Raw genomic sequence first — 22,730 nt, forward strand, 5'->3', positions numbered from 1 at the left:
GCCGGGCCCGCTCAGCCCACCGGCAGCGGCTCGGCGCGCACGTCGGCACCGAGCAGGGCGCGGCGGTGCGCGCTCGGGCTCAGCCCGCGCACCCGTTTGAAGGCGGCGCTGAAGCCGAAGGGGTCGGCGTAGCCGACCCGGCGCGCCACCGCCGCGACCGTGAGGCCGGGGTCGGCCAGCAGGTCGGCGGCGAGGGTCATCCGCCACTCCGTCAGGTAGGCGACCGGGCCCTCGCCGACCAGCTCGGTGAAGCGCTTGGCGAAGGTGGTGCGCGAGACCCCGGCCAGCTCGGCCAGCGAGGCGGTGGTCCAGGGGCGGGCGGGGTCGTCGTGGACGGCGCGCAGCGCGGGGCCGGCCACGGGATCGCCCAGCGCCAGGTACCAGCCGGGCGGCGCCGCCTCGGGCCGGTCGAACCAGTCGCGCAGGGTGCACACCAGCAGCCAGTCCAGCAGCCGGTCCAGCACGATCTGGCGGCCGGGGCGCTCGACCGCCATCTGCGCCTCCAGGTAGTCGCGGAGCCCGGCGCAGTCCTCCTCGTCGGGGACGACGACGACCGGCGGCAGCGCGTCGAGCAGCCGGCGCGGCGCCTGCTCGCCCACCTGGTAGCCGGCGACCAGCAGCACGGTGGGGCCGGTCAGCTCGCCCGGCGCGAGGCCGTCCAGGTCGGCCGGGGGCGCCGGGCTGAGCCGGCGGGGCGCGGCGGGCTCGTCGGCCATCGTGAACGGCTCGGGGCCGCGCACCACCGCCGCCTCGCCCAGCCGCACCAGGCGCGGCTCGGCGCCCTCGCGCACGATCCAGCCCGCGCCGCGCATCGGCACCACCAGGGTCAGGTAGGCGCCGCCGCCGAGCCGCAGCGCCCACGGCGGCCAGAGCACCGACCGGCCGAACACCGCTCCGGAGCCGCGCACCCCGCGCAGCAGCTCGTCGAACACGTCCATGGCGTCCAGCCTACGCAGCGCCCGGACCGGCGGGCGGCGGCCCGGACGGGCGCCTATGCGCGCGGTACGCCCGGCCATGGCCGCAAGGCGGCGGGCGGCGCTTGGCTGGGGGCATGACGACATCGACGACCACCGGCCCCGGCATCCTGGTGCTGGGCGCCACCGGCAAGACCGGCCGCCGGGTGGCGGCCCGGCTGCGCGCCCTCGGGCTGCGGGTGCGCGCCGCCTCGCGCACCGCCGACGTGCGCTTCGACTGGACCGAGCCCGCCACCTGGGGGCCCGCCCTGGACGGGGCGGACCGGGTGTACCTGGTGCCGCCGGACGACCCCGCGCCGACCGCCGCCTTCGTACGGGCGGCCGAGGACGCCGGGGTGCGCCGCTTCGTGCTGCTGTCCGGCCGCGGCGCCGAGCACTTCGGCGCCGGCTTCGGCGCGGGCATGGCCGAGGCCGAGCGGGCGGTGCGCGGCTCGGGCGCCGCCTGGACGGTGCTGCGGCCCAACAACTTCGACCAGAACTTCGACGAGGACCTGTGGCACGCCCCGCTGGCGGCCGGCCGGCTCGGCCTGCCGGCCGGCGCGGTGCCCGAGCCCTTCGTGGACGTGGAGGACGTGGCCGACGTCGCCGTGGCGGCCCTCACCGGCGACGGGCACGGCGGCCGCGTCTACGAACTGTCCGGGCCGCGCGGCCTCAGCTTCGGGCAGGCCGTGGCCGAGATCGCAGCCGCCTCGGGCCGCGAGATCCGCTTCGAGGAGCTGAGCCCGCAGCAGTACCGCGCCGAACTGCTCGCCTCCGGGGTGCCCGCGGCGGCGGCGGACTCCCTCGTCGCCATGTTCGCCCTGCACGAGGCGGGCCTGACCGCGCGGCCCGCCACCGGCGTCCGCGACGCCCTCGGCCGCGACCCGGTCGACTTCGCCGACTGGGCGAGGCGGGCGGCGGCCGCGGGGGCGTGGAGCGGCGCGCCCGTCTAGCCGGCCAGCAGGGGCAGCAGCGTCAGGGAGTTCACCGCCCCGTGCAGGGCGATGACGCCCCAGACGCTGCGGTGCCGCGACCACAGGTAGCCGGCGAGCAGCCCGAAGCCGCCGTTCCACACCACGATGGTGGCGAGGGTGGCGGCGTCGGGCGAGTCGGCGACGCGGGACAGGTGCATGGCGGCGAAGAGCAGCGACGCGGTCAGCACGCCCGCCCAGCGGCCGAGCAGCGCCTCCAGCCGGGTCTGCAGCAGGATCCGGAAGAAGATCTCCTCGGTGACGCTGGCGGTGACGAAGGTGAGCAGCGCCGCCGCGATCAGGTACTCGCGGCTGTAGGCGGCGTAGCCCGACAGGTCGGCGGCGCCCGCGAGCGGGCTGTAGTAGAGCAGGTAGGCCCACGCGGCCAGCGCGGGCACCGGTCCGAGCAGCCGCCAGCGCCCGGGCACGCCCGCCCTGGCCCGGCGCAGCAGCCCCGGCACCCGCCAGATCCGCACCACCAGCAGCGCGACACCGATGAACAGCACCAGCTTGCCCGCGGAGTACAGCAGCCAGTGCCCGCCGAGGGCGAGCCCCGCCGCCGCGAACACGACCGCGATCGCCGCCAGCCCCCATGCCTGCCGGACCAGCGCGGGCCGGTGCTCGGCCGGCTCGGGCTCCGCCTCGGGCAGCCGGGGCGGCACCAGCCGCACCAGCAGCAGCCCGGCGGCGGTGGAGGCCAGCACCGCGGCCATCGGCACCGCCGACGCCTCGGCGTCGGCCGACAGCCGCAGCCCGGTGTGCCCGGTCAGCAGCAGGAACGCGAGGGCCGCGCCGAATACGGCGAGGCAGAGGACGATCACGGTGGTGCGGGAGCGCATGGCCGCCAGTGTGCCCGCGCCCGCACCGCTCCGCCTCGCCCTGCGGACGGACCCGCCGTACGGCTTTCGGCGCACCGGGGGCACGCCGTCCCCCGGCGCACGGGGGCGGACTGAGATCATCGCTGACCAGATCCGACCCGCACCGGGCCGCCCGGCCCCGACCCGATCGAGGTGCATCCGACCATGCCGACCCCTCAGGCCGCCCCGGACCCGGCCCCCGTCCGCATCACCGGGCACCGGGGCGCTATGGGCGTCGAACCGGAGAACACCCTCCGCTCGTTCCGGCGCGCGGTCGCCGACGGCTGCGACGAGGTCGAGCTGGACCTGCGGCGCACCCGCGACGGCCACCTCGTCCTGGTGCACGACGCCGACCTCCTGCGCACCACCGGCACCCCGGGGAAGGTCGCCGAGCTGACCCTGGCCGACATCCGGGCGCTCGATCCCGACCCCGAGACGCGGGTGCCGACCTTCGCCGAGGCGGTCGCGGTGATCCCGGTCCCGATCCAGGCCGAGCTGAAGGACCCGGCGGCCGTCGAGCCGCTGGCGCGGGTGCTCGACGCCGAGCCCGCGCTGGCCGCGCGCACCCTGGTCATCTCGTTCAAGCCGGACCGGCTGCTGGAGATCCGGCGGCTGCGCCCCGGCACCCCGGTCGGGCTCATCACCCACCGCGCCACCGAGACCGCCGCCGAGCTGGTCGCCGCCGCCCGCGCCGCCGAGGCCGAGACGGTGGTATGCGGCCTGCCCGGCCTCACCGCCGCCCATGTCGACGCCTGCCACGCCGCGGGCCTGCGCATCACCACCTGGTCCGTCAACGAGGTGCCGGAGCTGCGCCGCGTCCTCGCGATGGGCGTCGACGGCGTCACCACCGACCACCCAGGCGAACTGGCCGCCGCGCTGCGCTCCCCCGTCTGACGGCACCGCCCGTCTCAGGACGGCGCCGCGTACCCGAACGCCTCGTACACGCTCGCGGTGAGCCGCCGGGGGGCGATCTCGCCCGCGAGCACCCGCCGCGCCAGCACCACCAGGGCCGCCTCGTGGGCCGCGGGCGTACCGGGTTCGAAGTGCCGGACGCCCTGCTCGGCGCAGAGCCGGGGCAGGGCGTCGCGCAGCTAGTAAGATGCGTCGCGCTCGGGCAGGGCGGCGAGCATCAGCAGCTCGGGCCCCTCGGCGCCCGCGGCGGCGGCCTCGCAGGCGGCCCGCACCGCGTCGGCGGCCGGGCCCATGCCTCCGCACCACAGCAGCACGGCGTCGGCCAGCGGCCGCACGCGTGGGTCACCGGACGGGGCGTCGGCGGTCATGCGCCCAGGATGGCGCGGCCCGCCGCCGACCGCCACCGGTTTCGCGCCCGCTCAGCCCTGCGCCCCGGCGTCCCACAGGGACTGGACGCCGGGGTAGATGTCGTCGAGGTCTGTGGGGACCGCGGCCTTGACGGCCTGGCTGCGGGAGTCGGCCAGCACCTCCTGCTCGCCCGCCTCGACGGCGGCGAGCGTCTGCTGCACCACGCTCTCCGGGCTCACCTTGGGCGCGTCGGCGCCGCCCGAGGACAGCGCGGTGTCGATCACGCTGGCGAAGACGCCGACCACCAGGGTGCCCTGGGCGCGCAGCTCGACCCGGGCGGCGTTGGTGAGCGACCACTCCGCCGACTTCGACGCGCAGTAGGAGCCGTTGAACGGCATCGCGAACCAGGCGGCGGCCGACAGGATGTTCACCAGGGCGCCGCCGCCGTTGCGGGCCAGCACCGGGGCGAAGGCGCGGCACATCGCGAGGGTGCCGAAGTAGTTCGTCTCCATCTCCGCCCGCGCGCCCTCGGTGTCGGCGGCGGAGATCAGCGGCGTGCGGTGCATGACCCCGGCGTTGTTGATCAGGACGTTCACGTCGGAGCAGGTCTCGGCCGCCTCGGCGACCTGCCCCGGGTCGGTGATGTCCAGCCGCAGCGGCGCGGTGGATCCGAAGACCGGCGCCCCGCTGCGGGTCGACGCGTACACCTTCGCCGCGCCCCGGTCTATCAGCGTGCGCACGAAGACCCGGCCGAGCCCGCGCCCGGCGCCGGTCACCAGCACCCGAGATCCCCTGATCGGCACGGCCATGCTCCGCTCCCCCGCTTCGCGCCCGCGCTCCGCCGCCCGGCCGCCCCCGGCCGGTGCGCACCGCCACCGTAGGCGGCGCCCGCCCGATCGGCCAACGCGACCTGCCGAGACGGAGCCGACGGGTTCGCCGAGGCCGTCCTGCCCGGTCGGACGGCCTCGGCGCGGGTCCCCCGCTCAGGCGTTGGCGCCCGCGTCGACGGTGATGGCGGTGCCGGTGATGTTGCGGCCGCCCTCCCCGGCGAGGAAGGCGACGGTCGCCGCGATGTCACCGGGCCCGTTGAAGCGCTCGAGCGCGGTGACGGCGATCTGCTCGGCGGCGTACTCCGAGGACGCCGGGTTCATGTCGGTGTCGGTGGAGCCGGGGTGGACCACCACGGCCGTGATGCCCCGGCCGCCGACCTCGCGGGCCAGCGCCCGGGTGAAGCCGGTCAGCGCCGACTTGCCGGCCGCGTACAGGGCGGTGCCCGGCACTGTGGCGCGCTCGGCAAGGTTGCTGCCGATGCTGATGATCCGGCCGCCCGGCGCCATGCTCCGCACGGCGGCCCCGGTCGCCAGCACGACGGCGCGCACGTGGATGGCGAGCATCCGGTCGACGTCGGCGGCGGTCAGCTCCTCGACCGGGGCGGCCTGGTAGATCCCGGCATTGTTGACCAGCACGTCGATCCGGCCGAACACCTTCACGGTCTCCTCCACCGCCGCGACCACCTGCTCGGCGTCGGCGCTGTCGGCGCGGATCGCCAGGCCGCGCCGCCCGGCCGCCTCGACGCGCCGCACCACCTCGGCGGCGCGGTCGGCGGCGCGCTCGTAGGTCACCGCCACGTCCACGCCCTCGGCGGCCAGCCGGAGCGCGATCGACGCGCCGATCCCCCTGCTTCCACCGGTGACCAGGGCCACCCGTCCTGACGCCATGTCCGCCTCATTTCTGTATCGAACGACACAGAAATACAATCAGGGACTACGATGGCTCGTCAAGGCGACGGCGACGGGAGGCGGGATGGCCGCACGCGGGCGCCCCCGCGGCTTCGACCGCGAAGCAGCGCTCGGACAGGCGATGTGCGCCTTCTGGGAGCGCGGCTACCAGGCCACCTCGATGGCCGACCTCACCGCGGCCATGGGCATCAACTCCCCCAGCCTCTACGCCGCCTTCGGCTCCAAGGAGGCGCTGTTCCGCGAGGCCGTGGAGCTGTACACCCGCACCGAGGGCGCGGCGCCGTCCCGCGCGCTGCGCGAGGGCCCGACCGCACGCGCATCCGTCGACGGCCTGCTGCGCACCAACGCGCTCGCCTACACGGCGGGCGACCGCCCGGCCGGCTGCATGGTCGTCCTGGCCGCCGTCAACTGCACGGAGGAGAGCGCCGGCGCCCGCGACTTACTGGCCAAGCTGCGCCGCGACGACCTCGGCGCGCTGCGGGAGCGGCTCGACCGCGGCGCGGCCGAGGGCGACCTCCCGCCCGGCACCGACACCGCCGCGCTGGCCCGCTTCTACAACGCCGTCCTGCACGGCATGTCCATCCAGGCCTACGACGGCGCGACCCGGGCCGAACTGCTGGCCGTCGTCGACAGCGCGATGGCGGCCTGGGACTGGCTCGCCCCCGCCCGGCCGGCGGCCGGGCAGAGCACGGACGGGCAGAGCGCGGGCGGCGCACCGGGCTAGGTCCGCGACGCCAGCGCGTCGACCACCCGGAGCACGCTGCCCGCGCCGTCCTCGGTGGCGATGATGTCGGCCAGCCGCCCGGCCTGCTCGCGGTAGCGGCGCTCGGTCACCGCGGCGCGCACGGCCTCGCCGAGCCGCTCCGCGGTGACGCGCCGGAACGGCACCGGCCCCGGGCTGACGCCGATCCGGGTGATCCGGTCGGCCCAGAACGGCTGGTCGGCCGCTGCCGGCACCGGAACGGCCGGAACGCCCGCGCGCAGGGCGGCGGCGGTCGTGCCGGCGCCGGCGTGGTGCACCACCGCCGCCATCCTCGGGAACAGCCACCCGTGCGGCACCTCGCCCACCGCGATGACGTCGTCGCCCGCCTCGGCCGCGAGCCCGGCCCAGCCCGCCTGCACCACACCGCGCACCCCCGCCCGGCGCAGCGCGCCGGCAACGGCCGCGCCCAGCTCGGCGCCGTCCTCGGCCGTCATGCTGCCGAAACCGACGAAGACCGGGGGCGGCCCCGCCGCCAGGAAGTCGGCCAGCTCGGACGGCGGGCGCCAGCCGGGCTCGGCCGCGGGCCACCAGTAGCCGACGACCTCGCTCCCGGGCGGCCAGTCGGCCGGCCGGGGCACCACCGCCGGGCTGAACCCGTAGCAGTTGGGCCAGCCGCTCTCCTCCAGGCGGCGGAAAAGCTCACCCGGGGCGATGTCGGGCAGTCCGTAGCGGGCCCGCAGCGCCCGCACGGCCGAGCGGAACGGCCGCTGCCCGAGGGTGCGCAGCACCCGGGCGGCGGCCGCGTTGCCCCAGCCGCCCAGCGAGCGGGTGGTGACCAGGGACGGCGGGAACTCGGCGGTGGCGTCCATCGGCTGCAGGAACACGCCCATGGACGGGATGCCCATCCCCTCGGCGACGTGCAGGCCCATCCAGCCCATGGCCGACAGCATCAGCAGCTCGGCGTCCTCGGCCGCGGCGGCCGTGGCCTCGGCCATCGCGGTGGCGTGCTCGGCGTACATGCGGGCGAACCGGGCCAGCGCCAGCGGCGAGCGGCGCAGCACGCGCCATCCCTCGCGCGAGTCCAGCTCGGCGCGCAGGTCCATCGGCAGCGGGCTGAAGCCGAGCCCTGTCGAGCGGACGTAATCGGCGAAGGGCGCGTGCGCCGCGATGGCCACGTCGTGCCCCGCCTCGCGGAGCCGGAGGCCGAGACCGGTGTAGGGCGCCACGTCGCCGCGCGAGCCCACCGCCACGATCACGATCCGCATCGCGCTCTCCTCCGTTCCGGCCCGTGCGCGGGCGACGTCGTGCCCGGAATCCTGGCGGACCGCGACGGCGGACGGCGCCGTTTCCGCCGGTCCGGACAGAGAACGTCAAGACGTCCGCGACTCTCCGTCAAGTCCGCCCGGGTTCCTCGGCACGATCGACCGTGATCACCGTACGGGCGGGACCGGACCGGCCCCGCCCGCACGGGCCTCCGTTAGGCGGCCGGGCCGGCCTCCCGCTCGGCGGGACCGACGCGGCGGAAGTGGAACGGGCAGTGCGTGCCGCCCAGTCCGATCGTGGTGGCGCGCTCGAAGGCGAAGCCGTGCCGGTCCGGGTCGATGGCGTCGATCCAGTTGGCGTCGATGGCGCACATCGCCGGAGTCAGCTCCGGCGCGCCGTGCGCGGCCAGCACCTCATGGTAGAAGCAGTGCCGCACATCCACGAAGTAGCGCTCGTCATCGTCGACCGGGCGGTGGAAGGTGAAGGCCGCGCCGAAGGCGTGCTCCTCGCGCGCCTTGGAGACCGCCACCATCGCGGCGAAGGGGTCGGCGGCGGCGTCGAGCATCGCGCGGGTGCCGTCGCGCATGGCCTCCCCCAGCGGCTCCACCAGCGCGGCCCGCAGCTCCGCGGCGGCCGCCGGGCCGTCGAGTTCCGGGCGCAGCCCCTCGTATGCGGCGACCAGGGCGAGAGTGATGCGGAGGTTGTGCCGCGAGGGCTCGTCCACGATCCGGTGCGCCGAGGCGGCGAGGAGTGCGGTGTGGCGGGCCCGCATCGCGTCGAGCCGCCCGTCCGGCAGGCCGAGTGCGGCCGAGCGCCGGGCGATCCGGTCGAAGAAGCCCTCGATGAGCAGGGTGGTGTCGCGGTCGGGATCGGGACGGTAGTCGTCGCCGGTCAGGTCGAAGGTGTCGGTGGACTCGTCGGACATGGTCGTCCTTTCGGAGCGGGCTCGGCTCCGAGGGCACGGACGACGGCACTGCCGGGGCAGGGCTGGCCGTGCTCGCAACCGAGCGAGCACGCCAGCGCGCTCCACCGACCACCGGGCGCTGACGACACTTCAGTGAACAGATACGCCGCCATTATGGCAGCCGCGCCGGTGCGCGCGGGCCGCCGGCGGCCGAGCCCCGGGCCGGGCGGCGGTGAGGGGCCGGCTTCCGCCCGTGGGGCGGCGCGGCACCGTTCATCTCTTTCCCTCGCCGACGAGTCCGCTCAGATCACAGACCGAGGATCACGCGACAGCGGCACGGGGTAGAGATCAGCTGGCCTTGAATCTTGGGGCTGACCAGCACTTATTCCAGAATGAGGGCTTTCTGATGACGATGTCGCCTGACCAGTGGCGGGCATTCCGGGAGATCGAGCGACGATTCCACGACGCGGGCCCAACGGAGCGGCCGGCCACCGGCCCAGCCCGCGCGTACGTCCCTCCAGGACCGGTCGAACCGGTGCCGCGCGGCGCGCTGACCGCGATCTGCGCGGTTTTCGCGTTCTGCGCCGTGCTGCTCGCCGCCGTCGTTCCGCTGTGCGCGGCCGGCGGCTCACCCACGGTCCCGCGGCCCGCCGAGGTTACCGAGAGGAACACACGATGACCGACATCGACCGGCGCCCGCGCTCCGAAGTCGAACCGGAGCCGATCGGCCGCCGCCCGGCGGGCTCCGTGGTCGCATCGTGGCTGAGCAGTACCGACCACAAGACCATCGGCTACCTCTACATCATCACCGCGTTCGGCTTCTTCGTCGCCGGCGGTGTGATGGCGCTGCTCATCCGGGCCGAGCTGATGTACCCCGGCATGGAGCTGATGACGTACGAGGAGTACAACCGGCTGTTCACGATGCACGGCACCATCATGATGCTGCTGTTCGCCACTCCGCTCTTCGCAGGCTTCGCTAATGTAATCATGCCCCTGCAGATCGGCGCGCCCGATGTCGCCTTCCCTCGGCTGAACATGCTGAGCTACTGGCTGTTCCTGTTCGGCGGGCTAATCACGATGAGCGGTTTCCTCACCTCCGGCGGTGCCGCCAGTTTCGGCTGGTTCGCCTACACCCCGCTGTCCACGGAGGTGCGCTCGCCCGGTGTCGCCGGCGATCTGTGGGTGGTAGGCCTCATCGTCGCCGGCCTCGGCACCGTGCTCGGCGCGGTCAACTTCATCACCACGATCATCGTCCTGCGCGCCCCGGGCATGACCATGTTCCGGATGCCGATCTTCACCTGGAACATCCTGTTCACCAGCGTGCTGGTGATCCTGGCCTTCCCCGTGCTAACCGCGAGCCTGGCCGCGCTGGGCACCGACCGGATGATCGGCACCCACGTGTTCAATCCCGAGCACGGTGGCGCGATCCTCTGGCAGCACCTGTTCTGGTTCTTCGGCCATCCCGAGGTGTACATCGTGGCGCTGCCGTTCTTCGGCATCGTCACCGAGATCATCCCCGTGTTCGCCCGCAAGCCGCTGTTCGGGTACAAGACCATGGTGGCGGCCACCATCGGTATCACCGGCCTGTCGATGACCGTGTGGGCGCACCACATGTTCCCCACCGGCGCGGTGCTGCTGCCGTTCTTCTCTTTCCTGTCCTTCCTGATCGCGGTGCCCACTGGCATTAAGTTCTTCAACTGGACCGGAACCATGTGGCGCGGGCACCTCACCTTCCAGACGCCGATGCTCTTCGCCATCGGCTTTCTGGTGACCTTCCTGTTCGGCGGGCTCACCGGCGTGCTGCTGGCCTCGCCGCCGATCGACTTCCACGTCCACGACAGCTACTTCGTGGTGGCGCACTTCCACTACGTGCTCTTCGGCACGGTGGTCTTCGCGATGTTCGCCGGCTTCTACTTCTGGTGGCCCAAGTTCACCGGCAGGTTCCTGCACGAGGGTATGGGCAAATGGCACTTCTGGACGCTATTCGTCGGCTTCCACGCCACTTTCCTGCTACAGCACTGGCTCGGTGCGGAGGGCATGCCCCGCCGCTACGCCGACTACCTGCCCGGCGACGGCTTCTGGGAGCTGCACATGGTGTCGTCGTTGGGTTCCTTCCTGCTCGGCGCCTCGACGCTGTTCTTTTTCGCCAACGTGCTCGTCACCGCGCGCCGGGGCGCCCGGGTGTCCAGCGATGACCCGTGGGGCTTCGGCAATTCGCTGGAGTGGGCCACGTCCTGCCCGCCGCCGCGGCACAACTTCACCTCGCTGCCCCGCATCCGCTCCGAGCGGCCCGCATTCGACCTGCACCACCCCGATCCAGGGCCGACGGAACCGATCCGGGCAGATGCCGACCGGTAGCCGCCACTTCAGGCGGGCCTGGTGCCCGTGTTTCCGGCCGGCCGGGCCGCCCGGTGCACGGAGGCGGGGCCGCTACGGCAGGACCAGCCGCCCGTCGATCCGGCGGGGCAGCGGGCTCGGCGGCTGCTCGCGCAGTTCGGCCGGCAGGGCGTGCTCGGGCGCGTTCTGCCAGGTGACGGGGCGCAGGAACCGGCGGATGGCGGTGGCGCCCACCGAGGTGTGCTGGCTGTTGGTGGACGGCCACGGCCCGCCGTGGTGCTGGGCCCAGGACACCGCGACCCCGGTGGGGAAGCCGCCGAACAGGATCCGGCCCGCCCGGGGGCGCAGCACGGCGGTGAGCCGCGCGGTCAGCTCCTCGTCGCCGTCGGCGGTGTGCAGGGTGGCGGTCAGCGAGCCGGGCAGCCGCCGCAGCGCGCCGAGCAGTTCGGCCTCCGAGGCGTAGGCCACCAGCAGGGTGACCGGCCCGAAGCACTCGTCCACCAGATCGGGGGTCAGCTCGGTGGCCGAGGTGGCCAGCACCGTGGGAGACATCGCGTAGCCGTCGCCGTCGGCCTGGCCGCCGCTGGCGGCGGTGGCGACCGACGCGTGCCCGGACAGGCCGGCCACGCCCGCGCGGAAGGTTCCGGCGATGCCGGAGTTCAGCGCCCATCCGGCCGCCGCCTCGGTGACGGCCGCCGACACCGACTCGGTGAGCGCCCGGCCGGCCTCGCCCGCGGGCACGAAGACCAGTCCGGGCTTGGTGCAGAACTGCCCGGCGCCCAGCAGCACCGAGCCGGCCAGCCCGGAGCCGATGTCGGCGCCGCGCTCCTCGGCGGCGCTCGGGGTCACCACGACCGGGTTGATGCTGCTCAGCTCGCCGTAGAAGGGGATCGGGTCGGGGCGGGAGGCGGCGATGTCGGCCAGGGCGCGGCCGCCGGTGAGCGAGCCGGTGAAGCCGACCGCGCGCACCGCCGGGTGCTCGACCAGCGCGGCGCCGGCCGCCTGGCCGTGCACCAGGCCGAGGGTGCCGACCGGCGCGCCCGCCGCCTCGGCGGCGGCGCGCATCACCTCGAAGCAGCGCTGGGAGGTGGCCGGGTGCGAGGGGTGCGCCTTGACCACGACGGGGCAGCCCGCGGCCAGCGCGGACGCGGTGTCGCCGCCGGGCACGGAGAAGGCCAGCGGGAAGTTGCTGGCGCCGAAGACCGCCACCGGGCCGAGCGGCACCAGCATCCGGCGCAGGTCGGGGCGGGGGCCCATCGGGGTGTCGCCCGCGTGGTCGATGGCGGCCTCGAGGTAGGAGCCCTCGTCCAGCACCTCGGCGAACATCCGCAGCTGGTAGCAGGTGCGGGTCAGTTCGCCGTTCAGCCGGGTCTCGCCCAGCGCGGTCTCGCGGTCGGCCAGCGCCACGATGCCGGCCCGGTCGGCCTCCAGCGCGTCGGCCAGCCCGCGCAGCAGCCGGGCCCGCCCGGAGCGGCCCATCGCCTCCAGTGCGGGCGCGGCGTCCCGCGCCGCGACGCAGGCGGCGTCCGCCTCGGCGGTGGTGCTCTCCTCGATCACCTCCTCGACGGCCTTGCCGGTACGGGGGTCGTAACTGATCACGGGTGCCACGGTGTCGGTTCTCCCAGTCGTGCGTCCGGAATATTGGTATATCAGATCGCATCCGCACAGGCGGTGCCGAGTCTGCCACACGCGCTTTCCGGCGTGGCGGGAGCGACCGCGGATGCGGTTAGCTGGAGCACATGCCCGCTGACGCTTCCGCCGACCCTCCCCGCGAGACGGTGCCGCCGAGCAGCGGCCCGCCGCTGCGCGGCCCAGCGCTGGTCACCCAGGACTGGGCCGACGTCGCGTTCCTGCACTGGCCGGTCCCGACCGCCGCCGTGGCCGCGCTGCTGCCGCGCGGCACCGAGCCCGACCTCTTCGACGGCGTCGCCTACGCCGGCATCGTCGCCTTCCGGGTCACCTCCAACGCCATGGCCGGGCTGCTGCCGCTCGGCGGCTTCGCCGAGCTGAACGTGCGGCTGTACTCGCGCGACCGGCACGGCCGCCAGGGCACCGTGTTCCTGTCGATGGACGCCGACTCCCCCCATGTCGTCGCCGGCGCGCGGCTGCTCACCCAGCTGCCCTACATGCTGGCCGACGTGCGGATCACCGACCGGGCCGACGGCATCCGCTACGTCTCGCGGCGGCGGCTGCCGGGACCGCGCGTCACCGCCGCCTTCCGGGTGAACCCGGACGAGCCGGTCCACCGCGGCTCGCCGCTCGACGACTTCCTCACCGCCCGCTGGGGCCTGCACGTCGCCCACGTCACCGGCACCCGCTGGCTGGCGGTGGACCACGAGCCCTGGCCGCTGCACCGCGCCGAACTGGTCGGCCCGGGGCGCGACGGCAAGACCGCGATCCCGGTCCTGCGGGCCGCCGGCCTACCGGTCGAGGCGGAGCCGCCCTGCTCGGTGCTGTGGTCGCCGGGGGTGCGGGCCCGGTTCGGCGACCCCGGAGGGGTCGCCTAGCAAGCACCGCGGCGACCCCTCCGGGGTCGCCTAGCAAACACTGCGGCGACCCCCTGGGAACGCATAGCGAACACCGCGGCGACCCCCGGCCGGGTCACCTGAACGCGCAAGCGTCACGCGCCTGGCACGCGTCAGCGAACGCGCGGGCCTGGATCAGCCCTCGGGCGGCCGGGCGGGCAGCACCCGCCCGGTGACCTCACCGAAGCCGATCCGGCTCCCGTCGGTGCCCGGTGCCGTGGCGGTGATGGACACCTCATCGCCGTCGTGCAGGAAGGTCCGCTCGGCGCCCCCGGGCAGCCGCAGCGGCTCCGCGCCGCCCCACGACAGCTCGGCCAGCGAGCCGCGCTGCTCACGGCCGGGGCCGCTGACGGTGCCGGAGGCGAAGAGGTCGCCGGTGCGCAGCGCGGCGCCGTTGGCGGTGAGGTGCGCCAGCATCTGCGCCGGGGTCCAGTACATGGCGGCGTAGGGCGGGCGCGACACCAGGTGCCCGTTGAGGCGCACCTCCAGGGCGAGGTCGAGCCCCCACGGCTCGCCGCCGTCGCGCAGATACGGCGGCGGCGCGGGCTCGCGCGGCGGCGGGGCGGTGCGGGCGGCGGCCAGCGCCGCCAGCGGCACCACCCAGGGCGACACCGAGGTGGCGAAGGACTTGCCGAGGAACGGCCCGAGCGGGACGTACTCCCACGCCTGCACATCGCGGGCCGACCAGTCGTTGACCAGGCAGACCCCGAAGACGTGCTCGGCGAAGGCGCTGAGCGGCACCGGCTCCCCCGGCTTCGACGGCGCCCCCACCACGAAGCCGACCTCCGCCTCGATGTCCAGCCGCCGCGTCGGCCCGTACACGGGCGGCGCGTCGGGGTCGGGGCGGTACTGGCCGCACGGGCGCACCACCGGGGTGCCCGAGGGCACCACGGTGCCGGCCCGGCCGTGGTAGCCGATCGGCAGGTGCTTCCAGTTGGGGGTGAGCGGCGGCTGCCCGGGGCGGAACAGGGCGCCGAGGTTGGCGGCGTGGTGCTCGGAGGCGTAGAAGTCGACGTAGTCGGCCACCTCGAAGGGCAGCCGCAGCGCCACCCCGTCCAGCGGGTGCAGGTGCGGTTCCGCCCACGCGCGGTGCCGCTCGTCGCCGAGCAGCTCGGCCACCCGCGCCCGCACCTCCCGCCAGCGCGCCGGGCCCTGGGCGAGGAAGGGGTTCAGCGCCGGGGCGGCGAACACCGGGTCGCCGAGGGCGGCGGCCAGGTCCAGGACCCGGCCGCCGATCGCGACGCCCACCCGGGGCTCCCCGCCGGACGGCGCGAACACCCCGTAGGGCAGGTTGGCGGGCCCGAATCCGGAGCCCTCCGGCACGTCCACCCAGGTGGCCGCCGCACCCGTCACCCGCTCCACCCCTCAGCTCAGCTCGGCGCCGGCGGCTGCGCGCCGCCGAGCGCCGCGTGCTCGCGGATCAGCTCGGCGTAGCGGTGGCCGCTGGCCTTGACGGTGCGCGCCTGGGTCGCGTAGTCCACGTGCACCAGGCCGAACCGCTTGTCGTAACCGTACGCCCACTCGAAGTTGTCCAGCAGCGACCAGACGAAGTATCCGCGCAGCGGCGCCCCGCGCCGCACCGCGTCGGCGCAGGCCGCCAGGTGCCGCTCCAGGTAGTCGGTGCGCTGCTTGTCGCGGACGGCGCCGTCGGCGCCGGGCACGTCGGCCCAGGCCGATCCGCTCTCGGTGACGTAGAGGCGGCGCGCGCCGTACTCCTCGGTCATGTGCACCAGCATCGAGGCCAGCCCGTCGGGGTGCACCTCCCAGTCCATCGCGGTGCGCTGGGAGCCGGGCACCGGCACGCCGCGGATGAACGGCGGCCGTCCGCCCGGGTCGTCGGCGACGACGTTGCGGAAGTAGTAGTTCAGCCCGAGGTAGTCCAGTTCGGTGGCGATGGCCTCCAGGTCGCCGGGGCGCACCGGCGGCTCCACCCCGTAGACCCGCACCATGTCCTCGGGGTAGCCGCGGCCGTGCAGCGGGTCCATCCACCAGCGGTTGGTGTGGCCGTCGGCGCGCACCGCCGCCGCGGCGTCCTCGGGCCGGTCGGTGGCGGGCTCGCAGGGGCTCAGGTTGTTCACGATCCCCACCGACGGCGTCGCCCGCGCCTCGGCGCGGATGGCGGCGGTGGCCAGGCCGTGGCCGAGCAGCAGGTGGTGCGAGGCGGGCACCGCCGCCTCGATGCTGGTCAGGCCGGGCGCCATCCGGCCGTCGAGGTGCCCGATCCAGGCCGAGCACGACGGCTCGTTCAGGGTGGTCCAGTCGGTGACCCGGTCGCCCAGCGTCCGGGCGACCACGCCGGCGTACTCGGCGAAGTGCTCGGCGGTGCGGCGCTCCGGCCAGCCGCCCCGGTCCTGCAGCGCCTGCGGCAGGTCCCAGTGGTAGAGCGTCACGAAGGGCCGGATGCCGGCCGCCAGCAGCGCGTCCACCAGCCGGTCGTAGAAGTCCAGCCCGGCCTGGTTGACCCGCCCGGTGCCCTCGGGCAGCACCCGGGGCCAGGCGGTGGACAGCCGGTAGGCGCTGACGCCCAGCCGCCGCATGATGGCCACGTCCTCGGGCCAGCGGTGGTAGTGGTCGCAGGCCACGTCGCCGGTGTCGCCGTTGGCCACGGCGCCGGGCACCCGGCAGAAGGTGTCCCAGATGGACGGGGACCGCCCGTCCTCGGCTGCGGCGCCCTCGATCTGGTACGCGGCGGTGGCCACGCCCCAGACGAAGTCGGGCTCGAATGCGCGCAGGTCGTCCACGTTGTCAGTCTCCTCAGGTGGGGTGGTGGCTCCGGGCCGGTCGGTGGCCGGGGGCGCGCCGCCCCCGGCCGGGCGCGCTACTTCACCGCGCCGCTGGTGAAGCCCTGCACGAGGTAGCGCTGGAGGAACAGGAAGCCGGCCACCACGGGCACGCTGACCACGAGCGAGGCGGCCATCACCTGGTTCCAGTACACGCCGGACTGCGTCGAGTAGGCCTGGAGTCCGACGGCCAGCGTCCTGCTGGCCTCGGTGGTCATCACGGAGGCGAACAGCACCTCGCTCCAGGCGGCCATGAACGCGTAGACGGCGACGGCGACCACGCCGGGGGTCGCGGCGGGCAGCACGACGCGCAGCAGCGCGCCGACCGGGCCCGTCCCGTCCACGAAGGCCGCCTCGTCCAGCTCGCGCGGGATGGTGTTGAAGTAGCCGACCAGCATCCAGATGGAGAAGGGCAGCGAGAAGGTGAGGTAGGTGATGATCAGCCCGGTCCTGGTGGCGTAGAGCTGGATGCCGGTCAGCTGCTCCAGGTTGACGAAGATGAGGAACAGCGGCAGCAGGAACAGGATGCCGGGGAACATCTGGGTGGACAGCACGGTCATCGAGAACAACTGGCGGCCGCGGAAGCGGTACCGGCTGATCACGTAGGCGGCGAAGATCGCGATCAGCACCGAGAACAGCGTCGCGGCCAGCGACACCACCAGGCTGTTGGCGAAGTAGGACGCCAGCGGGACCGTCGACCAGATGTCGATGAAGGGGCGCACCGTCAGCTCCGTCGGCACCCAGCGGAAGGCGCTCTGCACGTCCTCCGAGGGCTTGAGCGACGACGACACCATCACGAACAGCGGCACCGCGGTGACCAGGGTCAGCACGGTCAGCCCGACCCGGCGCAGCCAGGTGAACCACAGCGGCTCAGCCACGGCCCCTCCTCGACGTGAACAGCAGGTAGGCGGCCGACACCAGCAGCAGGAAGAGCAGCAGCAGGACCGACATGGCCGAGCCCAGGCCGAAGTTCCAGGTCACGAACGAGCTCTGGTAGATGTGCACCGAGATCACCGCCGCCTCGGCCGGCACGGAGTTGCCGAACAGCACGTAGGCGGTGTTGAAGTCGTTGAAGGTCCACAGGAACAGCACCAGGACCAGCACCATGTTGATCGGCCGCAGCATCGGCATCGTGATCGCCCGGAACTGGCGGCCGATGCTCGCGCCGTCGATGGACGCCGCCTCGTAGAGGTCGTCGGGGATGCTCTGCAGGCCGGCCATGATCACCAGGAAGGCGAAGGGCCACAGCCGCCAGATCGCCACCACGGTCAGCGAGGCGAAGCTGTTGGAGCCGATCAGCCAGAACGGGCGCTCGTCGAAGAGGCCGAGCTGGTCCACCAGCACGTGGTTGACCAGGCCGTTGTCGCGCTGGAGCATGAAGTTCCAGGTGATCACCGCCGCGTAGGCCGGCAGCGCGTAGGGGAACAGGAAGAACGCGCGCAGGAAGCCACGCCCCCGGAAGGGGCGCTGCATCAGCACCCCGGCGAAGATCCCGATCGCCCACGACGCCGCCACGACGATGACCGTGAAGGCGACCGTCACCCCGAAGGAGCGCAGCAGTTCCGCTCCGGCGGTGCCGCCGAAGTCCAGGGTGACCCGGTAGTTGTCCAGGCCGGTGAAGGGCGCCGCGGTCCAGTTGCGGATGGTGAACTGCGTGAGCCGCAGGAAGCTCATCCCGATGCCGATCAGCATCGGCACGATGTGGATCAGCAGCTCCATCAGCACGGCCGGCAGCACCAGCAGGTACGGCAGCCAGCGCAGCAGCCGGCCGCGCCCGGCCACCGCCGGGTCCGAGGGCCGCCGGGGCGTGCGGCGGCGCCGCGCCGGCGGGGCGGGGGTGGCGGTCGCGGCCATCAGGCCCCCCGTCCGGCCGGGCCGGGGCGGGCCGCGCGCCGCGGCGCGGCCGGGAGCCCCGGCCGCGCCGCCGTGCGTGCCTCAGCCACCGACGGTCAGCTGCTCGTTCGCGGCGGACAGCTGCGCCTCGATGTCGGCCTCGGTGACCTCCTCGCCGGAGGCGATCTGCGCGAACAGCTCGGCCATCGCGGTGCCGATCAGGGTCTCGTACTGGCTCTCCTCGGGCACCTGCGGCATCGGCGCCGAGTACTCCAGCAGGGTCTCCTGGAAGACGGCCAGCTGCTCGGTCTGGAAGGCCGGGTCGTCGGCCGCGTCGGTGACCACGGGCAGGGTGCCGTAGGCGGAGTTCAGCTCGATCTGGGTCTGCGCGCTGGTCATGAAGCGGACGAACTCCAGCGCGCCCTCGGGGTTGTCGCTGTTGTTGAAGACCGAGATGTTGATGCCCGCGACCATGCTGGTGATCGGCCGGCCGCCCTCGGGCAGCGGATCGGGCAGCGGTACCGGCGCCACGCCGTAGTCCTCGGTGGTCATGCCCTGCTCCTCCAGGGCGCGCATCGTGCCGGCCTGCCGGATCATCATCGCGGCATTGCCCTGGGCGAACTCCGTGACGGCCTGGGTGCCGTTGCTGAACTCGGCGTTGCTGGGGTTGACGATGCCGTGCTCGCCCATCAGGTCCAGGTACTGCTGGAGCGCGGCGACCTGCTGCGGGGTGGCGAAGTTGGCGGTGCCGTCCTCGTTGAAGGGCACGGCGCCGTGCTGCTCGCCCATGATGAAGGCCTGGTGGGCGTTGTCGGTGTAGGCGGCGCCCTCCAGGGTGAAGCCCCAGCGGCCGTCCCCGGTGATCTCCTGGCCGACCTCGATCAGCTCCTCCCAGGTGGCCGGCGGCTCCTCGATGCCGGCCTCCTCGAACATGGCCCGGTTGTAGAACAGCCCGTAGGACATGCCGTACAGCGGCACGGAGGTGGGGTCCTGGCCGGGGGCGCCGGTGGAGGCGAGGCTGGACTCCACGAAGCGGCCGGTGCCGTCGATGGCCTCAAGGGTCTCGGCGTCGAAGGGCACGAAGGCGCCCGTCGCCTGGAGCGAGGCCGACCAGGTGTTGCCGATGTTGAGTACGTCGGGGCCCTCGCCGGAGGTGGTGGCGGCCAGGATGCGGTTGAGGATGTCGGCCCAGGGGATCACCTCCAGTTCGACGGTGATCCCGGTCTCCTCCTCGAAGCGGTCGAGCGCGGGCTGGAGCACCTCCGCGTCGTTCTCCAGGCTGGTGCCCTGGTTGGTCGCCCAGTAGGTGAGGGTCTGGCCTTCCTCTTCCGACGTACCGCCGCCGCAGCCCGATACCGCAGCCAGCAGGCCGGCCGCCGTGGCCGCCGCCAGGATCCGCATCCGCATGTGTCGCCCCTTACCGAAAGGCCGTTTCGCCCCGCGCGCCGCCGGTCCGCGAGGGCCGGCCGCCCCCGTGCGCGCGAGCCGCACGGGACCGCGCCGCCGCCCCGGACCGAAATGCTTCAGGACTTAATTTGAGTCGCGATTTAACCTGGCCCCAGCGACCGCCGTCAAGGGGGCCGCCGAGGGGAAAGCGGCACGTGATCACGGGGGAAGACCGGTCGGAGCACTTGTTACACGGCGTAAACTATGCGTGCTAGCTGGGCGGAACCGGCCCGGGCAGGGCTGGGGAGGGGATCGGATGATCGACCGCAGACGGCGCACGGTGCGCGATCTCCGCCGCGGCAACCGCTCGGTGCTGCTGTGGCAGCTGTATCTGCGCGGCACGCTCACCCGCAACGACCTCGCCCGCGCCACCGGCCTCAGCGCCGCCACCGTCAGCAATGTGGTCAGCCAGCTGATCCGCGACGGCGTGGTGGTCGAGGACGGCTCGGTGGAGTCCGACGGCGGCCGCCCGCACGTCCTGCTGCGCGTCAACGCCGGCCACGGCCACCTCGTCGGCGTCGACGTCGGCGAGACCCGGGTGCGGGTGGAGCTGTTCGACCTCTCCATGGCCACCAAGGCCAAGGCCGACTACGGCCTCGACTCCGGCGGCCGCGACGTCGAGGCGCTGGTCGGCCTGATCCACGCCGGGCTGCGCGCGGTGCTGGACAACAGCGGCGTGCCCGCCGAGCGGGTGCTGGGCGTCGGCGTCGGCGTGCCCGGCGTCGTGGAGCACACCCCCGAGGCGGTGGTGCACGGCCAGACCGTCGGCTGGGACGCCGTCCCGCTGGAGCGGCTGCTGCGCGAGGACACCACTCTGCCGCTGTTCATCGAGAACGGCGCCAAGAGCATGGGCCAGGCCGAGATGTGGTTCGGCGCCGGGCGCGGGGCGAGCAGCGCCGTCATCGCGCTGATCGGCTCGGGGGTGGGCGCCAGCGTGGTCGCCAACGGCGCCACCTACCGGGGCGCCAGCAGCAGCGCGGGCGAGTGGGGGCACACCACCATCCAGATCGACGGCCGCGCCTGCCGCTGCGGGGCGCGCGGCTGCCTGGAGGCATACGTCGGCGCCGAGGCGGTGCTCGACCGCTACCGCGAGCACACCGGCACGGCCCCGACCGCCGCCGACGGCGGCGAGGAGGCGGCCGTCGCCGCCCTGCTCGACACCGCCGACGCCGGGCCCGTGCTGGACCGCACCGCCGTCTACCTGGGCGCGGGCATCGCCGACCTGATCAACCTGTTCAACCCGCAGCGGATCATCCTGGGCGGCTGGGCCGGGATGCTGCTCGGGCCGCGCCTGCTGCCCGGCGTGCGCGCCTCGGCCGCCCGGCACGCGCTGCGGCACCCCTTCGGCCAGACCTCGATCGAGCTGTGCCAGCTGGGCCCCGAGGCCGTGGCGCTGGGCGCGGCCACCCTGCCGATGGAGCGCTTCCTCAGCCAGGGCGGCACCGCCGTACCGGCCGCGCCGTAGCGGTCCGGTGCGCGGGCGGCCGCCCGCGCCCGGCGCGGCGCCCTGGCCGGATGCGGCCACATCTGGACATGATGGCCGCGGAGGCGCATCGGGCACCACCTGCCACCTGGCAGTCGCACTCGCGCCCGAATCAGCGGCATTTGATCACGCATCGGACATATTGACGTACTCTGCGTGAATTCCTCCAATTGGGGGGTGCGGTCCAGCGCCTCACTCCCCGCTCCCCGTTGGAGGATCTGTGAACGGACGCAAGCTGCTCAGACACGGGCTGGTCACCGGCGCCGCCCTCACGGCGCTCACCCTCGCCGCCTCGGGCGCCGGCCCCGCCGGCGCCGCGCCCCGCGATGACGCCCCGGCGGCGGAGTCGCCCGGGTCGGCCGCCGCGGCCGAGCTCGGCCAGTACCGGGTCACCGGCCCGACGACCCCGCAGGACCGCACCGAGGTGGCGCGCACCGGCGCCGCCATCGACGGCGTGGCCGACGGCGCCGTCGACATCACCGCGCTGCCGTCGGAGGTCGACGCGATCGAGGACCTGGGCTACCAGGTCACTCCGCTCTCCGACCCGTCGGCGCCCGAGGACATCCGCCCGCTGGACTTCCCGCCGTCCGACTCGAACTACCACAACTACGCCGAGATGAACGCGGTCATCGCCCAGGCCGTCGCCGACCACCCCGGCATCGTCCGCCGCACCGTCATCGGCGACTCCTACCAGGGCCGCGACCTGGTCGCCATCAAGATCAGCGACAACGCCGGCACCGACGAGAACGAGCCCGAGGTGCTGCTCACCTTCCACCAGCACGCCCGCGAGCACCTCACCGTGGAGATGGCCCTCTACCTGCTCGGCGAGCTGACCGACGACTACGGCTCCGACAGCAGGGTCACCCAGCTGGTGAACAGCCGCGAGATCTGGCTGCTCCCCGACGTCAACCCCGACGGCGGCGAGTACGACATCGCCACCGGCTCCTACCGCAGCTGGCGCAAGAACCGCCAGCCCAACGCCGGCAGCACCGCCGTCGGCACCGACCTCAACCGCAACTGGGACTACCGCTGGGGCTGCTGCGGCGGCTCCTCGGGGACCCCGTCCAGCGGCACCTACCGGGGCCCGTCGGCGGAGTCCTCGCCCGAGGTCAGCGCGGTGGCCGACTTCGTCCGCGGCCGCGTCGTCGGCGGCGAGCAGCAGATCACCGCGGGCATCGACTTCCACACCTACGGCGAACTGATCCTGTGGCCGTTCGGCTACACCTACAACGACACCGCGCCCGGTCTGACCGCCGACGACGAGGCCGCCTTCGCCGCGCTCGGCGAGCACATGGCCGCCGCCAACGGATACACCCCGCAGCAGTCCAGCGACCTCTACATCACCGACGGCTCGGTGAACGACTGGATGTGGGGCGACCAGGGGATCTTCTCCTACACCTACGAGATGTACCCGACCGGCACCGCGGGCGGCGGCTTCTACCCGCCCGACGACATCATCCAGCGCGAGACCTCCCGCAACCGCGAATCCGTCCTGCGGCTGCTCGACTACGCCGACTGCCCCTACCGCATCACCGGTCAGCAGGCCGAGTACTGCGCCGCCTAGCCCTCGCGCCGCCGCGTCCCGCCAAGGGCGCGGCGGCGCTCCGCACAGCGCCGGAACCCTTGCGGCGCAATGCTTCCGGCCGCTCCGGCCGTGCCGGGAAACACCCTCCGGG

At 74.1% G+C, this 22,730-nt stretch carries 20 protein-coding genes; 7 read left to right on the forward strand and 13 right to left on the reverse strand.

Annotated features, from left to right (window positions below; all coding sequences use genetic code 11):
- Nucleotides 1–11: 11 nt before the first annotated feature.
- Nucleotides 12–938 carry an AraC family transcriptional regulator gene (locus CLV72_RS23410; protein ID WP_106250267.1) on the reverse strand — a complete coding sequence of 309 codons (927 nt, stop codon included), beginning with the start codon at nt 936–938 and terminating at the stop codon, nt 12–14.
- A gap of 113 nt (nt 939–1,051) precedes the next feature.
- Between CLV72_RS23410 and CLV72_RS23415 the strand changes: the two genes are divergently transcribed.
- Entirely contained in the window at nt 1,052–1,906 is an 855-nt protein-coding gene (locus CLV72_RS23415) for an NAD(P)H-binding protein (RefSeq protein ID WP_106250269.1), read from the forward strand.
- Here CLV72_RS23415 and CLV72_RS23420 read toward each other — a convergent pair.
- Entirely contained in the window at nt 1,903–2,763 is an 861-nt protein-coding gene (locus tag CLV72_RS23420) for a CPBP family intramembrane glutamic endopeptidase (protein WP_106250271.1), read from the reverse strand. The genes CLV72_RS23415 and CLV72_RS23420 overlap by 4 nt on opposite strands.
- 183 nt (nt 2,764–2,946) lie before the next feature.
- Here CLV72_RS23420 and CLV72_RS23425 point away from each other — a divergent pair, with 183 nt between their 5' ends.
- Entirely contained in the window at nt 2,947–3,675 is a 729-nt protein-coding gene (locus CLV72_RS23425; RefSeq protein ID WP_106250274.1) for a glycerophosphodiester phosphodiesterase, read from the forward strand.
- A gap of 197 nt (nt 3,676–3,872) precedes the next feature.
- On the opposite strand, the gene CLV72_RS23430 is transcribed toward CLV72_RS23425, so the two are convergent.
- The 3 genes from CLV72_RS23430 to CLV72_RS23440 form a co-directional block, all read right to left on the reverse strand.
- On the reverse strand, nt 3,873–4,061 hold the full coding sequence (locus CLV72_RS23430; RefSeq protein WP_106250276.1) for a hypothetical protein: 189 nt from the start codon (nt 4,059–4,061) through the stop codon (nt 3,873–3,875).
- Between the two features lie 51 nt (nt 4,062–4,112).
- Nucleotides 4,113–4,850, reverse strand: a complete 738-nt coding sequence (locus tag CLV72_RS23435) for an SDR family oxidoreductase (RefSeq protein ID WP_211303061.1) — start codon at nt 4,848–4,850, stop codon at nt 4,113–4,115.
- A 174-nt stretch (nt 4,851–5,024) separates the two neighbouring features.
- Nucleotides 5,025–5,759: an SDR family NAD(P)-dependent oxidoreductase gene (locus tag CLV72_RS23440; RefSeq protein ID WP_106250278.1), complete on the reverse strand. Its 735-nt coding sequence runs from the start codon at nt 5,757–5,759 to the stop codon at nt 5,025–5,027.
- An 85-nt stretch (nt 5,760–5,844) separates the two neighbouring features.
- On the opposite strand from CLV72_RS23440, the gene CLV72_RS23445 reads away from it, so the two are divergent.
- Nucleotides 5,845–6,504 (forward strand): TetR/AcrR family transcriptional regulator, encoded by a 660-nt coding sequence (locus tag CLV72_RS23445; RefSeq protein ID WP_106250281.1) that lies wholly within the window; start codon nt 5,845–5,847, stop codon nt 6,502–6,504.
- Here the strand turns inward: CLV72_RS23445 and CLV72_RS23450 are convergent.
- Together CLV72_RS23450 and CLV72_RS23455 are read right to left on the reverse strand one after the other, a co-directional pair.
- Complete coding sequence (locus CLV72_RS23450; RefSeq protein WP_106250284.1) at nt 6,501–7,748, reverse strand: glycosyltransferase; 1,248 nt, start codon at nt 7,746–7,748, stop codon at nt 6,501–6,503. The two genes, CLV72_RS23445 and CLV72_RS23450, sit on opposite strands and share 4 nt — an antisense overlap.
- Nucleotides 7,749–7,960: 212 nt before the next feature.
- A complete protein-coding gene (locus CLV72_RS23455) occupies nt 7,961–8,671 on the reverse strand; it encodes an L-2-amino-thiazoline-4-carboxylic acid hydrolase (RefSeq protein ID WP_106250286.1) in 711 nt (236 codons plus the stop codon).
- Nucleotides 8,672–9,325: 654 nt separating this feature from the next.
- On the opposite strand from CLV72_RS23455, the gene ctaD reads away from it, so the two are divergent.
- Complete coding sequence (gene ctaD / locus CLV72_RS23460) at nt 9,326–11,008, forward strand: aa3-type cytochrome oxidase subunit I (protein ID WP_106250289.1); 1,683 nt, start codon at nt 9,326–9,328, stop codon at nt 11,006–11,008.
- Between the two features lie 72 nt (nt 11,009–11,080).
- Here ctaD and CLV72_RS23465 read toward each other — a convergent pair whose 3' ends face one another.
- A complete protein-coding gene (locus CLV72_RS23465) occupies nt 11,081–12,595 on the reverse strand; it encodes an aldehyde dehydrogenase (NADP(+)) (protein ID WP_106250292.1) in 1,515 nt (504 codons plus the stop codon).
- Between the two features lie 131 nt (nt 12,596–12,726).
- Between CLV72_RS23465 and CLV72_RS23470 the strand changes: the two genes are divergently transcribed.
- A complete protein-coding gene (locus tag CLV72_RS23470) occupies nt 12,727–13,494 on the forward strand; it encodes a YqjF family protein (RefSeq protein WP_106250294.1) in 768 nt (255 codons plus the stop codon).
- A gap of 153 nt (nt 13,495–13,647) precedes the next feature.
- On the opposite strand, the gene fahA is transcribed toward CLV72_RS23470, so the two are convergent.
- From fahA to CLV72_RS23495, 5 genes are all read right to left on the reverse strand, one after another.
- Entirely contained in the window at nt 13,648–14,865 is a 1,218-nt protein-coding gene (gene fahA, locus CLV72_RS23475) for a fumarylacetoacetase (RefSeq protein WP_211303062.1), read from the reverse strand.
- Nucleotides 14,866–14,882: 17 nt separating this feature from the next.
- Nucleotides 14,883–16,253, reverse strand: coding sequence for a GH1 family beta-glucosidase (locus tag CLV72_RS23480; RefSeq protein ID WP_106250297.1), 1,371 nt, complete (start codon nt 16,251–16,253; stop codon nt 14,883–14,885).
- A 77-nt stretch (nt 16,254–16,330) separates the two neighbouring features.
- Complete coding sequence (locus tag CLV72_RS23485) at nt 16,331–17,170, reverse strand: carbohydrate ABC transporter permease (protein WP_245930395.1); 840 nt, start codon at nt 17,168–17,170, stop codon at nt 16,331–16,333.
- Nucleotides 17,163–18,146 carry a carbohydrate ABC transporter permease gene (locus tag CLV72_RS23490; RefSeq protein ID WP_106250299.1) on the reverse strand — a complete coding sequence of 328 codons (984 nt, stop codon included), beginning with the start codon at nt 18,144–18,146 and terminating at the stop codon, nt 17,163–17,165. Before CLV72_RS23490 ends, CLV72_RS23485 begins: the two co-directional genes overlap by 8 nt.
- Before the next feature lie 81 nt (nt 18,147–18,227).
- The gene (locus CLV72_RS23495) at nt 18,228–19,532 is read right to left on the reverse strand and encodes an extracellular solute-binding protein (RefSeq protein ID WP_211303063.1); all 1,305 of its coding nucleotides are present in this window, start codon (nt 19,530–19,532) and stop codon (nt 18,228–18,230) included.
- 295 nt (nt 19,533–19,827) lie between these two features.
- Between CLV72_RS23495 and CLV72_RS23500 the strand changes: the two genes are divergently transcribed.
- Nucleotides 19,828–21,036: an ROK family transcriptional regulator gene (locus tag CLV72_RS23500; RefSeq protein WP_106250302.1), complete on the forward strand. Its 1,209-nt coding sequence runs from the start codon at nt 19,828–19,830 to the stop codon at nt 21,034–21,036.
- Nucleotides 21,037–21,274: 238 nt separating this feature from the next.
- On the forward strand, nt 21,275–22,618 hold the full coding sequence (locus CLV72_RS23505) for a M14 family metallopeptidase (RefSeq protein WP_245930396.1): 1,344 nt from the start codon (nt 21,275–21,277) through the stop codon (nt 22,616–22,618).
- Nucleotides 22,619–22,730 lie beyond the last annotated feature (112 nt).

Source organism: Allonocardiopsis opalescens, assembly GCF_003002095.1.
Taxonomy (GTDB): Bacteria; Actinomycetota; Actinomycetes; order Streptosporangiales; family Streptosporangiaceae; genus Allonocardiopsis; species Allonocardiopsis opalescens.